Here is a 16012-nt window from a genome sequence, read left to right as displayed (position 1 = left end):
AGATCATCGGCAGTCTACTGACCGCCTGCACAGAAGTCAAGCTCCCGCGTCCTTGTTCTTTCTTGACAGCGTTGTTCCAGTAATCCCATGCCGAACCGAGCACACGATTGGTTACAGCAAGCCGACAGAGATCTGGAGCAGGCAGAAGATTCCCGCCGGGCGAGTCGTCACGAATGGGCGTACTTCGCGGCTCAGCAGGCGGCCCAAAAGGCGGTCAAGGCCCTGCATTGGCACCTTAGGCAAGAGGCATGGGGCCATGTGATCGCGAAACCTCTGCGCGAACTCCCGAACACCGTACAGGTACCCGACAATCTGGGTGTGGGAAGGGAATTAGACAAGCATTGCCTTAGGTTGCCGCCACTGCGGACCGCACAGGCGTCCGCCTGGCCTGAATCACAGACGCTCCCTCACGGCCGTTGCAGCCACGCCAGCCGTCCATCGGTCCGGCACTGGCTCCCCTTTCCCGGTGCCGCGACACCTGCCGCCTCCAGGTCGGCGTCCATCATGATCCGGACCAGGTCCCGGAAGGTCACCGTGGGCGCCCATCCCAGTCGTCGCTTGGCCTCGGACGGATCGGCCAGCAGGAGGGGCACCTCGGTCGGGCGGCGGTAGCGCGGATCCTCAGTCACGTAGTCCCGCCAGTCAAGGTCGACATAGCCGAAGGCCTCCTGCACGAACTCCTGTACCGAATGGGTCTCACCGGTCCCGAAGACCAGGTCGCCCGGCGTCGGCTGTTGCAGCATCACCCACATCCCTTCGACATACTCCGGGGCATAGCCCCAGTCGCGCCGGGCGTCGAGGTTACCGAGGAAGAGCTTCTGTTGGCGCTTGGCCAGGATGGCGGCGACGCCACGCGTGATTTTCCGCGTGACGAAGGTCTCGCCCCGCCGGGGCGATTCATGGTTGAACATAATGCCGTTACAGGCAAAGAGGCCGTAGCCTTCCCGGTAATTGCGGACCATCCAGTAGGCATAGAGTTTCGCAGCCGCATAGGGGCTGCGCGGCTGGAAAGGGCTCTGCTCGTTCTGGGGGGCCGGCGCGTCGCCGAACATCTCGCTGCTGGAGGCCTGGTACAGGCGGCATCCCACCCCGCTCTTGCGGATCGCCTCCAATAGGCGGACGGTCCCCAGGCCGGTGATGTCGCCGGTGTAGTCCGGCATGTCGAAGCTCACCCGCACATGGCTCTGCGCGCCCAGGTGATAGACCTCGGTGGGTTGCACCTCATAGAAGAGATTGGTGAGTTGGCTGGAATCGGAGAGATCGCCGTGGTGCAGGATGAGGCGGCTCTCCGAGTCGTGCGGGTCCTGGTAGAGATGGTCGAGCCGCTGGGTATGGAAGGTACTGGCCCGGCGGATCAGGCCGTGGACGGTGTAGCCCTTCGCGAGCAGCAGCTCGGCCAGGTACGAGCCGTCTTGCCCGGTGATCCCGGTGATGAGCGCGGTCTTCATATAGGGTCTCCTTTTGAGTGCGGCTGAGGCCGGCCAGCCCGTTTATGGTGGAGCCTGGAGAGACTCTTACGCATTGGCGGATAATAGCCGTCGAAATTCCTCCAGGAACTCACCAGGCGTGACGATGCGAAAACGAACAACCCGCATGACCGACGGCGCATGGAAGTGTCTCGTATTCCATGTGATCAAATAATCCGCTTCTCCGCTGATCGCAGCAGCGAGAATCGGCGCATCTTTGCGATGAATGATCTGCGCAGCTCGCGCTACCTCTGCACGCGTAGGATCTTCCAGCAGTGTCGGTGACATCTGGCGCATCAGGTGACGGTAGCCTGAGACCAAAGCGGGCAGTTTTGCTGAAAGATTCCGGTCTGCCTCAGTCAGGACCTGTCTCGACACGAGAGGTTCCACTACCCCAGCCTCACACAGTCGTAGCGCCTCGCGCGCCGCGCCGGTTGCAGACACGATCCCCGCGATCAGCGCGCTGGTGTCGAGGAACACTTTCCATCGTTCATCCTCCATAGCGCTCCCGGTTGTAGCGCTCGCGCTGTTTCTGCAGATCTTCCAAGAGGTCTTCCAAGCTCAAGTCGGCTTTTTTCATTCCCTTCTGAGCCGTTGTGGCCAGCGCATCTCCGACTAGTCGTTTTTGCGTCAGCAGGAGCGCATCTCCTACCTTCACAATGTTCAGCACAGTCTCCTCGTCGAGGTGTAGTTCCTTTCGCACAGAGGCAGGTATCGTCAGTTGCCCACGCCCCCACATCTTGACGGCAGCCATAATAGGTCCCCCTTTCACTTACTGATTTTCAGTATAATGCAGTAAATCAATCATGTATCAGACAGTCAGACATGTCAAGAGATGGTCAAGCTGCTGCATATGGAAGGTGCTGGCCAGCCGGATCAGACCGTAGACCGATTATTTGAACAGATCAAAATCATAAATCGTATGGTGGTGCCCAATATAACGGAATTCCGCCTGATTGGGTCCGATAAATCTGAAGATGATCCGGTGTGCTTGGTCGATCCGGAAGCTCCAGACCTCATGATGCTTGGGGTGCAATTTCTCGGTATGAAGCGACGGGTGGAAGGGATTGCTTTTGAACAGGTCCGTTTTGGTAGCAGCTTTCCGCTGGATGGTGGACGGCAGTTTCTTAAAGAGCCGATCGAATGTGGCGGTAGTTGAGATTTCGATCAACGGAAACCGCTATTCGACCAAGTCGCGTAAAGACTGCCTTTTGGTCACCCTTCCTGCGCGGTGGTCCCGTTCAGACGCGTCTAAGGCATCCAGAAACTCCTTTCGATAAAGACCAATCGCATCGCAAAATGCCTCGAAGTTCGCTCGAGAGATCTCGATCTGAATACTTTTTTTTGTCTTTTTGGTAACTTTGGCTTCGAGGGTCGGGGACATATGCCATCTCCTGCTTGTTGTTGGGTGACCGCACCAATTACCCTGTATCATAAATTCATGGGGTATCACAAGGAGAAATCACCATGCGCTTGGATATCGTCATACCATGATAGGTGCCCTCCCCTTTTTTTCACGGCCATTGCAGCCACGCCAGCCGACCATCGGCGAGACACCGTGTCCCCTTTCCCGGTGCCGCCACACCCGCCGCCTCCAGGTCGGCGTCCATCATGATCCGGACCAGTCCCGGAAGGTCACCGTGGGCGCCCACCCGAGGCGTCGCTTAGCCTCGGACGGATCGGCCAGCAGGAGCGGGACCTCGGTCGGGCGGCGGTAGTGCGGGTCCTGATAGAGATGGTCGAGCGGCTGCGTATGGAAGGTGCTGGCCCGGCGGATCAAGCCGTGGACGGTGTAGCCCTTCGCGAGCAGCAGCTCGGCCAGGTAGGAGCCGTCTTGCCCGGTGATCCCGGTGATGAGGGCGGTTTTCATTGCGTGACCCCCAATTGGACCACCGGTACTGTCTGTACGTTGCCGTCATTCTGTGCTGAGCTTGGCCAACGCTCCTCCGTCGACGACAAGCCCCGTACCTGTTATGAAGGAAGCCCTCTCATTGTCGGCAAGGAATAACACCGCCTGGGCGATTTCTTCCGGCCGTCCGACACGGCCTATCGGTATCCGCGCACCAAGGGATTTGAGCCTTTCATCTAAAGAGTCCCCCGTGAGATGCCCCCTGTCGAGTCCATCCCTCAACATCTGAGTGTCGATAGCTCCGGGGAGTATGGCGTTCACCCTTATACCCTCCTTACCGAGTTCTACAGCCAGGGCCCTTGTGAAGGCGAGCACGCCCCCTTTGCTGGCAGCGTAGGCCGATATGTTGGACGAGCTGGCACATGCATGCACCGAGCTGATGTTGACGATGGAACTGCCCCTTCCCAGGACAGGTTTCAAGATTCGGATCGCCAGGTATATGGCGCGGAGGTTGACCGCCATCACTCTATCCCAGTCGCTGATCTCCACATCCGCGATGGGACCGCAGTCTTGGTGCGCCGCATTGTTCACCAAGGCATCGAGCCGTCCAACCTCAGAGACTACCGGCCTCAAGATGTTGTCGAGTTCTTCGGCCTGAGCCAGGTCCGCTTTCAGGAACCTCAGCCCCCTTACAGGCTCCGTCTGCTCGATTTTATCTACACCGAAAACCTTCCATCCCGCCTTCACAAAGGCTTGAGCCACGGCTCTCCCGGTCCCGCCTGAGACGCCTGTCACAAGCGCCGTGGTCACGGCTTTCTCAGCTCCTCCAAAAGGTTCTTAACCGTCGCTTCGTGAATCCGCTCCCAGACGCTGGGGCTCGCATTTGAATTATGCGGCGCCATCAACACGTTGTCCATCCGCCTCAACAGACTGTTATGCGGCAATGGTTCTACCTCAAAGACGTCGAGTCCGGCGCCGGCTATCTTCTTGTCCTCAAGGGCTTTGACCAGTTTCGGCTCGTCCACAACAGAGCCTCGTGCTGTATTGATGAGATACGCCTCACGCTTCATCAGCCCGAATTCCTGACCGCTCATGAGATGGTAGCTCGTAGGGTTCAAATCGCAATTGAGGCTTACGAAATCCGACTGCTTCAGCAGTTCCTCCTTCGATACCATTTCGACCGTTGTCCGTTCCAAGAAGTCTCGAGGGATTTCGATGATGTCATTGCCGAGGACACGCATACCGAACGCCGCTGCACGCCTTATCACCGCTTTACCGATATTACCTACACCGATGACGCCGAGGGTTTGTTCGTGAAGGGACGTGCCGGAAAGTCTCTTCCACGTACCGTTTTTCATATCTCGGTCCATCCATGGCAGTCGCCTGGCAAAGCAGAGTATGTAGCCGAGAACGGTGTCTGCAACCGGTTCCGTGAAGGCGTTCGGCGTGTTCCTGATGATGACCCCGTACTTGGAGGCTATCTCCTTTTTGAGTGAGTCGATACCGGTTCCCCATTTGGAGACTACTTTTAGCCTTTTCGCCGCTTGATAAACCTTTTCACTGAACCTATCGTCGCCTGAAATGACGCCGTCAATGTCCTCGATTAAACCAAGGAGTTCCTCCTCGGAAAGTCGCTCCTGAACCGGTGGAACGACGAGCTGACACCCGCTTTTCTCTAAGATTGTTCGATATTTTTCCGGGATTGGCTGCATGTATGGCGCCGAGACGAGTATTCTCCAATTCATCCCTCCAACTCCTTTCTGAACAAGCTATACAGGATCTCCGCCATGGCGAAATCCGTCTCATTGTCGATATCGATCGCCTCGATCCGATTCATCTCAAACATGAGAGGTCGTTGCCCGATCCTGGTCCTTCTGCTCTTGAGGGTGTCTCCTCTGAAGATATAGATATTGGAGTTTTCCTCAAACATGGGAGAAAGATCCTGCGTGCGAATGAGCGTGTTTGGATCATGGTTGATGGGATTGCCGTTTCCGTCCCAGAACCTGGTCTGTACCCTCGTGACGGAAAAAAGCGAATCATGCTCGGGCAGTCCATCCCGCAGCACCTGAATGGCCCTCGCTATCGTCTCCGTTTTCAATAACGGATTCGTGCTGTGGGTCTGCAGATACCACTCATGATTGAGCTGCGTGACGTCGTAGAGCAACACATCATTCATCGGCACCTCGCCGCCCCTCAGATGTTGCGGTCTTTCGACAAGCTGTACCTCGGGGAAATACTTCGCAGCATCCTCAAGTATAAACGGCGAATCCGTATCGATCAGTACGGTCGTAACGTAAGGACAGTCGAGGAGGGTTCGGAGAATATGATGATACAAGGGCTTGCCGTGAAACGGCCGATAATTTTTACTGGGCACCCTTTCGCTGGTGTGCCTCATGGGAACAAGGGCGGCGATGCCGTTGATCATCGAATCGGCCATCTCAAGACCGCCCTTGCGGGGGCTCCCTCGGCATCCTTGATCTTCAACGGCAGGCAAACCAGTTCATATTCACCCGGCTCAACATGTCCAAGCGTGATCCCCTCAAGGACACCGATCCCCGCCCCGAGCAATAGATGATGTACACCAGGCCCATCACCGTATCTTTGAACCGAAAGATAGTCGTTGCCGACCATCCTGATGCCGTGTTTGATCAGCCACTCCGCGCCGTCGCCCGTCAGACCCACAAAGCCGGCGTCAAATCCCTCTTTGCTCCAAAGCCGGTACGAGTTGGCTGTCTTGAATAGGACGCGCACGGTGCCTTCAGGCAACCCGAGACCCGCGAGCTCACATTCGCCTATTGCGCCTACGTGGGTCAGGTCCGCCACATATGCCGGTCCGCAGAACAGTGCCAAATCAAGTTGGTCGACGCTGGTCCCATCCCGAAGAAAATGCAACGGGGCGTCCACATGGGTTCCCATATGCATGTCGATATGCATCTGCGAACGGTTGCACAGATCTCCGTTCGATAAGGACCTGTCCTGCCGGCGGGTGTATTCGATACTTCCAGGCCATACCGGCATACCCTTTTCCAACGTCACTGAAATATCAATGATGCCTGCATTCATATTCGATGGCTCCTTCCGCTTCGCGAACGGACCCGTCTGCGCCGGCTTTTGCCAACCCGTTGGGGTAATAGAGGCGGTTTCGCACTTGTTGTGAGATCAACGCCCTTCGGCTGAAGCCGCGATGCGCCCCCCAGAACTGCATGAATCTGAACGAGACGATCTGGGACACGTTCTTGACCAGCATCCTATCGTGGGCGGCGTAATAACAATCGGAGAGGATATTGCCCGCAACCAGGCGTACGAAATCCAGGAAACGGAACCGCTCGTGCGGATAGATGTGCTTGAACGCGATAGCCTCACGCATATAGCGATGATAGACTCGTGTCAAAGTTTCGTTGTGCACATGGACGATCTCAGCCTCAGCACTGTAGGCAACCTTCTCTCCGCGCTCGATCGCCCTCTTCGCCCAATCCAAGTCCTCGAGGCCCGTCAGTGCCTCATTGAACGGGTGTGCCTCCAAAAGACTGCGCCGTATCGCCGCATTCGCGTTGTTGCAAAAGGGATGTCGTTGATCGGTCGTGGACTCGTCGGGGTACCATTTCTTATAGATCATATGCTCGGCGTACTTGGCGGCACCATCGGCCCGCTGTTTGCCGTACACGATGGCTACACCCGAGTCTGCGAACGGCTTGAGCAGGTGTTCAAGCCAGTCCGTATAGACCGGGTAGACGTGCGCGCTCGCGATAGCAATAAAATCGGAAGTGGCGGCGGCGCACCCGATGTTCAGCGATCTCCCGAAGGAGAATTGCTCCGGCGTAATGGTCAGGATCTTGACAGGATATTGTGAAGCGATCGACAGGGTGGCGTCGGTAGAGCCCGAATCGACAACGATGATCTCGACGTCTTTGAGGGTTTGCGCCATGATGCCGGTAAGTAGACGTCCTATATGCGCCTCCTCGTTAAAGCACCGTATGACGAGCGAACAGGCTGGCGTATTGTGGTTCCCTTTGCCGGTCATTGAACGCCTTCAGGTTAATCTACGCGGACGTATGCCTCATCATAACGGCGCCGCAGTATCGCCGTGTTCCATTCGGCGCCGATCCAGATCCATCGACCGTCGGTTTTCACATGCTCGTCGACGAACGGCTTGATACTTGGCCAACTCGCAGAGTCATAATCATCAAAGATGACGAGCCCACCCGGCTTTACCATCGACCCGTAGATCTCGTAATCGCGGGTGACTCCCGCAACGCTGTGATCGCCGTCGATCAAAATCAGATCGTACTGCCAATCGGCAGCCTCCTGCGCGGCGACGGGGTCAGTGCTCAGACGTTGAATCAGCCGCCAGTCCTTGCTGGGAATCTTCAGGACCTCAAAATTCGATTCGAGGGTTCGCCGATCGACGGGAACACCGGTGATGGGATCGAGTACATTGTTGCCGTAATAGCCTTCCAACGGATCGATCAACGTGAGACGAATTCCGGATTGGTCCGGTACCGCAAACTTATACAGAAACGCCGCTCCGAGCCCGAATAGCGTGCCGATTTCAAGGACCTCAATACGATCGCCTTTCAGGCTCCTCAATGCGTACTGTCGCAGTATAGCGGTCTCGATCGAACAGGCAATACGGCCCTCACATTGATCCTCGGCTGTACACATCCGATGCGCAAGATAACTTATAGCCGAGGGAGACATCGTGACTCCAAACACCTTCGACCAGTGTTGTTGGAGACGTCTGATGTGGTCCGTGCTCAGAAACCGATTGAAGGGTCTCGCCAGCGAAGCATTCGAAGCATTCAGCTTACGAAAGGCGGCATCTTGGCTCCGTACCGCGTCGACGGCCTCCGCCGCCAGTGTCTTGATCGCCGCAGCCTGCGCGCGGACGTCATCCAATACGCCGTCCGCCGAAGCCGTCAGGCTCCGCGTGATCTCCTCCACCTGGGCCGCCATCATGGTATCCAGTGTTGCTTGCGAGTTCCGTACCATTTCCAGCGCGTCCGCGGCCTGCGTGCGGACGTCATCCAACACACGGTCGGCGGATTCTGATGCCGCCTGCACCGACGCGAGACCGCGCTCAAGTTCGTCTACACGCGCAGCTATAGTGTTATCGAGCGCGTCTTGTCGGACCCGCACCGTTTCCAGCGCGTCCGCGGCTTGCGCGCGGACGTCATCCAACACACGGTCGGCGGATTCTGATGCCGCCTGCACCGACGCGAGACCGCGCTCAAGTTCGTCTACACGCGCAGCTATAGTGTTATCGAGCGCGTCTTGTCGGACCCGCACGGCATCGACATGTGCTGAGATTTGCGCCTCAAGGGTCTTGCACCGTTCCTGTAATTCCTTCAATTGTGGATCCTTGTCCACACTCGCGCAGACATTGCGGAGAGTGGATACGACCGACCCAATCTCGCTGCGCAACCGAGCGATATCCCCTTGAAGCCGCGCCACCCCCACGGTCTGTTGTCCGAGCTCGGCGGCCTGCTTTTCCGCATAGCGGGAGAAGAAATGCTGTCCGTAACCGACACACAGAAACAGCACCCCGCTTGAAATGAAAAGACCCAATACGATCAGCCAATACGGCCACAACGCAGGCGCAACCCAAAACGCCGCGCCGAGCAGGATGCCGGCCATGACCACCGCTCCCGACACACCGAGCCAGTGTCGCGCGATCGCCCCCACGCTCCAGTCACAAAACCTGAAGAACGGCCGCAACATCGTATGCTTATCAGTCAGCTTGTCTGCGGGGCGGCGGTACGAATCGAGGTTAGGCGTTATCTTTGCAGTCATCTCCTTGCTCGCCGGTTCCTGATGCTGCGGTGTCGCACCAACTTTCACGTGAGCCACCGGCGTCTCTTTGGGGGCGTTTCGGACATACACTGCACCTTCGTGTGTCTGAGCTGCTTGACTCGTCACACGGACTGCCTCACCATTCTTCGCCGGCACCCCAGACGGTTGCGGTGGCTGCGATGGTTCCATCTCAGAAGCTATCTGCGGCTGTTTGACCTTGACACACGCGCGCAGCGCGTCCGCGATGGCCTCCGTCCCCGGATCTTCACGAAAAGCCAACAGATTTCCCCAAGCCTGAGGATCCCGCAACGCCCCAGGATATCGAAACAATCGGCACCAGTCATGCTGGATACCATATCGGATGATCGGGTGCCATTCGCTCACGTAAACCACATAGCCCTTAGCGACCAGAAACTCGGCGATATCCTTCCAGGTGTGACCGAGCGGTACGGTCTTCGCATCCTCAAACTCACACTCAATCACGGCAGGCTTTATAAGATCCCACGGGACACCACGCAAGACGGCGAAATCATGGCCCTCCACATCGATCTTCAGAAAATCGATGCGGTCAAGCTTATGTTCCTTCACGATCTCTGCAACGGTGGTGACGTCGACCAGCCCGACCTGTTGATGCGTGTCGCGAAATGCGTGAAGAGCACTGATTCCTGTGCTCTCAGGTGAGGAGAACAATGGCTTGCCTCTTTCCGTCTGCGCCCCAACGGCGCGGGCATCAATCACGACATTCGGGACGCGTCCGAACTGAGCGATTAAGCGTTGACGATTGCCCGGATCAGGCTCAAAGCAGTAGACTCGCCACGTTTCCTCCACAAAATGCCGTGCGCTACTTCCGAAGTGCGCACCGACATCGATCATAACAAGCTCGATGTCGGTTGACGGGGAGAACAGGGTCGAGATCGCCTGCGTTTCGTCTATGTGTGCGTGTGTGGTACGTCCGTATTCCGGAAATTGTGCCTGACCATCCGACGTCCTCCTCCGAGCTGCCACTGTAAGAAACTCTGCATGCAGAGCGCGGCGAATGCGGTGGACATTGTGGACATCGAAAGCAACGGCGCGTGCCTTTTCAGACAGATTGTGTCGACGATCTGGGTCTTCCACCAGTCCCTTGATAGCAGTTGCAAGCGCCTCTTCGTCTGCCTCTGTAGCGACAACAGCGCAATCCAGCGACCTTATATAATCGATCGTAGCCACATCGGAAGGACCATGCGCAATCACTACCGCACCTGATGCCAAACACTCGGGTAGTTTGTTCGCCAGCGAGTATCGTACATAGTTTTTTGATGCCTCATCGAAGTTATAGGCGATCAACAAGGCGTCCGCTTGCGATAACCACTCGCGATACGCAGTATGTGGCCTGAGGGTGCTAATACTCGTCCTGTGGAATATTGTGAATTCTCGCTCTGCAGTTTTCTGCCAACAAGGGTGAGTGGTGATCTCGAAACGGATATCAACGCCGCGGCTGGACAGCCGCTCGATGGCTTGTGCGGTACGTCGCACGCTGTCAAGTACCATGTTTTTCGCAAGCGCGCCCGCATACCGCAGCACAAATGTATTCGCCTTCGTGTCACCACGCCGACGAGGAGGCCAATCCTGCGGATCAATTGCGTTGGCGAACGCCTTGAATGGCACATTGTATCGCTGGGCGAATGCGATTGACATCGCATCACATATGCTTAATCTCAAATCCGCGCGAGCCAACAACTCGCGCAAATCTGAATCGAGCCGGGCGAATAATTGTGGATCTTCTGCCGCAAGTTGGCTGGGCCAATCATCCATGATCCAGATAGCAAGCGGCACGTCAGCCGACCGGATAACACCCATCGCCGCCTCGTGAAGCGCCAAGTTATTTGGAACAGGCCTGTAAAGGATGACCTCCGGAGCAAACGAACGCACCAGACGCGAAATATCTTCGGCGGTCAGCGCGTCCCGCTTATCCATGAACTCAGGCACAGCACCGTCTACGCCTATCCGATCGCATCCAAGGCTGTAAAACTGCATGAAATGCGCTTCCGGCCACCCTTTGAAAAGTGTAGCCTTAACGTTACCCGTTGCGGTGCCGTCTCCGCATCGCGTAAGGTCGAAAACAATGAGCCGCGGAAGTTTCAATGATTGGTATTCGCCGTTATCTAATCTAAAGCTTGGCTTGGGTGCATATTCCGCCTTATACGAGTCGGCTCGTTGATTTGTCGTCGATATCGATAAGTGAGTGTACATTTCACCTGTAGTTGCGCGGCGGAGCGGAGGCGTGAAATTACCGTTTGTACCTGGCTTGACCGTCGCAAGCTTAATGCGGGCTAACGCTTGCGCAAACTCGTCGTAGTTCCACTCTAGCTGTTCGAATGGTACTGGCAACAAATGTTCCGTATGAAAGTTCTCTTTTGTAAAGGGTGGCCACCGCTTCTCATGCGAAAGAGCTTGATCATCCAGAATTGGTACCTTCTTTCGCCATACGTCAACCTGATCTTTCCATCCCACCCGATTGTCAATCATCAAAACAGGTGCGCCAAGCCAGTGCGCCGCGAATCCTATACCTGAATTTGGAGTTATAACAATCGCGGCGCGATTCTTGATCAGATACAATAGCCCGCCTAGGCTCAAGTTAGGCGCGTATCCGTCTACGACCGACGGTGGTAAATCTTTGGGATCCCACTTCGTCCCTGTTGCTATCACAGGTAGATTCCATTTCGCCACCTGCTCATAAATGAAACGCATGTCGAAATTGGATTGGTTATCATTCCCACACGATTGATCCGCGATATATGGGGAAAAGATAACAACCGGTCCGCCTCCGTACAGCTTCTCAAATGTCTCGCCATCGACGATCGATTGTTCCGTAGGGTACCATTCTGGTGGCATCCATGACTCGACTGCGTCGGCGTTAGAGCAAAAATGCGCGGCATTCTTAAAGAGTTGGAGATAAAATGGATCGCGATGAAGTCGAAACCTATTATCATCAATTCGATAAAGCATATAATTATAGTATGCATCGATATGAATACCATAATGATCTTCAATCCAACGCTTGGAATGGCAAACATACCATCGATGTTTACTCATATGTCCCGCGACGTCAGACAAGCTGCTACATGAATACGTAGGAATCGTTTCTATTTTATCGATGTACGGATAATTCCCAATAGAATCGCGATATAAATCAAGAACTACCCAAATAATTTTTGACGTCGGATAATACGTCTTCAGTAATTTTGCCATGGGAAGGCCAAGAAACACTTCACCAGCTTTTCCTGGATGATGAATATAAAAGTCCATCAGCATAACTCATTAAAATCGATACGAGGGAACACCTCCAATTTGCCGCCAACCGTCGCGTTGTATATGTGCCTGCCTGCAATGGACAACGCTTCGTGTGCCATTTGATAATGCCAAATCATATTGGCGACCTGTGGATTATGCCATTTTCGTCCTTTTCCAAAATAGTCTGGCGAAAAATGATTAGAATCATCGTCTGCGGTCGATGTAAAAAACATCTTACCGTGCTCAGTTTCTTCTCCTTCTTTGAAAACAGTGTTGGGAACAACATAATTCGTGTCACAACCAATGAGATAAATCGGTTCAAAACCAAGAAAATAGGCAAGCTGCAATGCAGTAACCGTCACCGTATAAGGCTGGATGACATAGTTATGCGCTTCGAGAGAGAACGCTGAAAACGGGAGATTGTCTCGCAACGGAACCTGTTGGTTGAAATAGAGACGGTTGAGCGCCGGCGGAATAATCTCCTCCGTCGGCGTCACCCTTTTTGTCGCGTGGTCAATGACCTGTTTCGGGAAAAAACAGACCATTTCAGGATGGGCTTTGTGCATTGCAATGATGTCTTGTGCCCGATCCGGGAGTACGCGGGTATCGACGCAGGTGTAGTATTGAGGACGCCATCTGATCCGGGGAAACATCAGGAAAAACGCGTTGGTACAGAAAACAAAATCATCCTTTAGCTTATCCAAATCCATTCTATTGAGAGACGGACCGTTACCCACCACGAAACACCTTTGGAATTTGTGAGAATCTTTCATTCTGGATAAGTTCCGGTCTAATGTCGCCATCAGATCATCCGTATCTTTTGCTTTTTCTTCCAACCGATTTGACCGCTGCAAAGCCAAAATACGCGGCTCTATGGTTCTTCGCAGGGTACCGGCGTGTCCGCAACAATTTCACCGCGCATCGGCGTAAGATCAGGCGCGTCTGACATAGGCCCGACTTCACGGCAAAGGCAAAAGGGTTTTCGCCTCTAGCGGAGCGAGTCCGATCCTGAATCGCCTGCATTTCCATGCGATACAGCTCCATATGCGTGGTCTTCTGTGAGGGATGTCGACGAAATGCTGCGAGGTAGCGAGAAACGTGGAGGGGGTGGCTAATCTCAGCCATTCTTACCCATAGATCATAGTCCATCGCGTACGATAAATTTCGGTTCAGACCTCCCGCCCTGTCATAGAGTCCCCTTGTCCAAAAGGTCGCCTCCTGATTGATGATGTGGCCACCATAGTAGAGTTCATGAAATCCCACCTGAAACTGCCGAGCTTCTTTTACCACATGACCATACTCGTCGATAATCAGGATATTCCCATACATCATCTGCGTCGTTGGAAGTCCGATAAAGGTGCGGGCCACCGCGGTGAGACAATCAGATAACAACAGGTCGTCGGAGTTGAGCCAACCCATGATCTCGCCGGAAGAGTGTTGAAAGCCCTTGATGATGGCCTCGGCCTGCCCCCCGTCGGGCTCGCTCACCCAGTACGCAAGGCGGTCGGCATACCGTTTGATAATGTCAACACTGCCATCCGTGGATCCGCCGTCGATTACAATATATTCGAGATTTTCATATTCTTGGGAGAGCACACTCTTGATGGTAGTCTCTAAAAAGTGGCCCTGGTTGAAGCAGGGTGTGACAATCGAGATCCGAGGCAATCTTCCCATCAGATATCCACCGCGCGGTGGGTACGATACCACTCAATCGTCTTACGAAGCCCTACCTCGAACGGAGTTTTGGCTTTGAACCCAAACCCTTGCTCAGCCTTGGAAGTGTCCAAGCAGCGGCGCGGCTGGCCGTCGGGCTTGTCGGTATCCCACGTAATCACCCCGGTAAAGCCGGTCAATTTGGCGATCAGGTAGACCAGGTCATAGATCGAAATCTCAAAGCCGGCCCCCAGATTGATCGGATCAGGTTTATCGTACCGCTCGGTAGCCAGGACGATCCCCTCGGCCGCATCCTCGACGTACAGGAACTCGCGCGTCGCCTTGCCGGTTCCCCAGACCACAATCTCAGCATCGCCATTGTTTATGGCATCGCAGCACTTCTTGATGAGCGCCGGGATGACGTGCGATGAGGCCGGATCAAAGTTGTCCCCTGGACCGTACAGATTGACCGGCAGCAGGTAGATGGCATTGAAGCCGTACTGCTCACGGTAGGCCTGCGCCTGAACCAGCAGCATCTTTTTGGCCAGGCCGTAGGGTGCGTTGGTTTCTTCGGGATAGCCGTCCCAAAGATCTTCTTCCCGAAAAGGGATTGCCGTAAACTTCGGGTAGGCACAGATCGTTCCGAGTGCCACAAATTTTTCCACACCCTGAAGGCGGGCCTGCTCCATAAGCTGGACCCCCATCATCAGGTTTTTGTAAAAGAACTCTCCGGGCCGCTCTCGGTTCGCCCCGATCCCCCCCACTATGGCCGCCAGATGGATGATGATGTCAGGTTCGAAACTTCTCAATACCTCGATAATCTTTTGCTCGTTCGTCAGATCATATTGGGCGCTTCTGGGGATGCACAGCTCCCCACATCCGCGCGCCTTCAGTTTCTGCACAACCTGAGAGCCGAGGAATCCGGCGCCGCCGGTCACCAGGATGCGTTTCCCCTGTAGATTATCCATATAGAGATATCCCCGCCACTTTCTGCCGATGGAATATAGGTTAGCCGGGCTGCTAGTCGGTCACTGCCGGGTTTGACGCGATGGCATTCCAATAACCTTGGATTTTCCTAGAAACAGGGGGGTAAGTCAAGCCTGATGTCGTTCTTACCGGCTTTCATTGAGGAGCTTCGGCTTCCGTCATTCACACATCGTCTTACGAGAGCATTGCTATCTGTATCATTTTCACACTGTGGATATGTACATAATATAGATTTGGCCACCATAACGCACTATCTTGAAGCTGCTTTGTCCCCTCCGATCGTCGGGACAAAGCAGCACGCCGCCCGGTCTGATCGTCATCGGTTTGCCGGAGGAGTAGACGAATATTGCCGTTGTTGACTATTCATGTGGTGATACTGAAACGAGGCGCTGCAACGTCGGCACAGGAAGTCGGAACTCATGGTTGAACAGGATGCCCGAGCAGGCGAACAGTCCGTAGCTCTCTCGGCAATTGACCGTGATCCAGTGGCCGTAGAGTTTGACCACGCCGTACGGGCTTCTCGGATAGAACGGCGTCCGCTCATGCTGCGGAGCATCGGGTATCCATCGCCCTCGCCTAGGGCAGGCGTTTGAACTCCGCTATCGCCTTGGCGTTGTCGGCCTGGAGCTTCGCCTGGTGCTGCTGCTCGAGTTGCAAGCGGCGCTGGTCGAACGCCGCGTTGGCTTGGCTCAGGGCGGCCTGGGCTTTCGCTTGGTGCTGCTGGCCTTTTTGAGCTGCCAGCGCCCGGATCTCGGCCATGGTCATCCGCTGACCCTTTGACTCGATCACCGCATTGTCAGGAAGCCTCTTCAACTGCTGACTGAGCTGCCGTTTAGTCAGTTGGTCCGCCTTTAGGACCTGCGCCGCCGCCACACCTCCTTCGGCCACAGCCCAAGGAGGATTCGCGGCATTGGCCCCTAGGCCGAGAACGAAGGCAACAGTTGTCAAACCCGCAATCTTGATCTTGGCAATCATGAGAGTCAATCCCAAAGTT

The 16012-nt window shown here is 55.1% G+C and carries 15 protein-coding genes and 3 pseudogenes; 1 reads left to right on the top strand and 17 read right to left on the bottom strand.

Annotation, left to right across the window (positions count from 1 at the left end; translation table 11 throughout):
- Nucleotides 1-87 precede the first annotated feature (87 nt).
- A pseudogene (locus C3F12_09020) lies at nt 88-315 on the top strand (DNA-binding protein).
- 92 nt (nt 316-407) lie between these two features.
- Here the strand turns inward: C3F12_09020 and gmd are convergent.
- From gmd to C3F12_08935, 17 genes and pseudogenes are all read right to left on the bottom strand, one after another.
- A complete protein-coding gene (gmd, locus tag C3F12_09015) occupies nt 408-1448 on the bottom strand; it encodes a GDP-mannose 4,6-dehydratase (GenBank protein ID PWB46179.1) in 1041 nt (346 codons plus the stop codon).
- A 66-nt stretch (nt 1449-1514) separates the two neighbouring features.
- Nucleotides 1515-1967 carry a PIN domain nuclease gene (locus tag C3F12_09010; protein PWB46178.1) on the bottom strand — a complete coding sequence of 151 codons (453 nt, stop codon included), beginning with the start codon at nt 1965-1967 and terminating at the stop codon, nt 1515-1517.
- Nucleotides 1957-2220, bottom strand: coding sequence for an AbrB family transcriptional regulator (locus C3F12_09005; GenBank protein ID PWB46177.1), 264 nt, complete (start codon nt 2218-2220; stop codon nt 1957-1959). The genes C3F12_09010 and C3F12_09005 overlap by 11 nt, the downstream gene beginning before the upstream one ends.
- A gap of 138 nt (nt 2221-2358) precedes the next feature.
- Entirely contained in the window at nt 2359-2637 is a 279-nt protein-coding gene (locus C3F12_09000; protein ID PWB46176.1) for a hypothetical protein, read from the bottom strand.
- Nucleotides 2638-2646: 9 nt separating this feature from the next.
- Entirely contained in the window at nt 2647-2850 is a 204-nt protein-coding gene (locus C3F12_08995) for a hypothetical protein (protein ID PWB46175.1), read from the bottom strand.
- Nucleotides 2851-3186: 336 nt separating this feature from the next.
- Nucleotides 3187-3336: pseudogene (locus C3F12_08990) on the bottom strand (GDP-mannose 4,6-dehydratase).
- Nucleotides 3337-3381: 45 nt separating this feature from the next.
- Complete coding sequence (locus C3F12_08985) at nt 3382-4125, bottom strand: NAD(P)-dependent oxidoreductase (protein PWB46174.1); 744 nt, start codon at nt 4123-4125, stop codon at nt 3382-3384.
- A complete protein-coding gene (locus C3F12_08980) occupies nt 4122-5060 on the bottom strand; it encodes a dihydrofolate reductase (protein PWB46173.1) in 939 nt (312 codons plus the stop codon). Before C3F12_08980 ends, C3F12_08985 begins: the two co-directional genes overlap by 4 nt.
- Nucleotides 5057-5740: an acylneuraminate cytidylyltransferase gene (locus C3F12_08975; protein ID PWB46415.1), complete on the bottom strand. Its 684-nt coding sequence runs from the start codon at nt 5738-5740 to the stop codon at nt 5057-5059. Before C3F12_08975 ends, C3F12_08980 begins: the two co-directional genes overlap by 4 nt.
- Nucleotides 5737-6378 carry a cyclase gene (locus C3F12_08970; GenBank protein ID PWB46172.1) on the bottom strand — a complete coding sequence of 214 codons (642 nt, stop codon included), beginning with the start codon at nt 6376-6378 and terminating at the stop codon, nt 5737-5739. The genes C3F12_08975 and C3F12_08970 overlap by 4 nt, the downstream gene beginning before the upstream one ends.
- Nucleotides 6359-7336, bottom strand: coding sequence for a family 2 glycosyl transferase (locus C3F12_08965; protein ID PWB46171.1), 978 nt, complete (start codon nt 7334-7336; stop codon nt 6359-6361). The genes C3F12_08970 and C3F12_08965 overlap by 20 nt, the downstream gene beginning before the upstream one ends.
- 14 nt (nt 7337-7350) lie before the next feature.
- Entirely contained in the window at nt 7351-12399 is a 5049-nt protein-coding gene (locus C3F12_08960; protein PWB46170.1) for a hypothetical protein, read from the bottom strand.
- Nucleotides 12393-13181 carry a hypothetical protein gene (locus C3F12_08955; protein PWB46169.1) on the bottom strand — a complete coding sequence of 263 codons (789 nt, stop codon included), beginning with the start codon at nt 13179-13181 and terminating at the stop codon, nt 12393-12395. Before C3F12_08955 ends, C3F12_08960 begins: the two co-directional genes overlap by 7 nt.
- Nucleotides 13182-13185: 4 nt before the next feature.
- Complete coding sequence (locus C3F12_08950) at nt 13186-14052, bottom strand: glycosyltransferase (GenBank protein PWB46168.1); 867 nt, start codon at nt 14050-14052, stop codon at nt 13186-13188.
- A complete protein-coding gene (locus C3F12_08945; GenBank protein ID PWB46167.1) occupies nt 14052-14999 on the bottom strand; it encodes a GDP-fucose synthetase in 948 nt (315 codons plus the stop codon). The genes C3F12_08950 and C3F12_08945 overlap by 1 nt, the downstream gene beginning before the upstream one ends.
- Before the next feature lie 435 nt (nt 15000-15434).
- Nucleotides 15435-15569: pseudogene (locus tag C3F12_08940) on the bottom strand (GDP-mannose 4,6-dehydratase).
- A gap of 25 nt (nt 15570-15594) precedes the next feature.
- Nucleotides 15595-15993: a hypothetical protein gene (locus C3F12_08935; GenBank protein PWB46166.1), complete on the bottom strand. Its 399-nt coding sequence runs from the start codon at nt 15991-15993 to the stop codon at nt 15595-15597.
- Nucleotides 15994-16012: the final 19 nt, after the last annotated feature.

This window comes from Candidatus Methylomirabilota bacterium (assembly GCA_003104975.1).
In the GTDB taxonomy this organism is placed as follows: Bacteria; Methylomirabilota; Methylomirabilia; order Methylomirabilales; family Methylomirabilaceae; genus Methylomirabilis.
The sequence above is the reverse complement of the archived record's forward strand: the minus strand, read 5'-3'. Positions and strand labels throughout refer to the sequence as shown.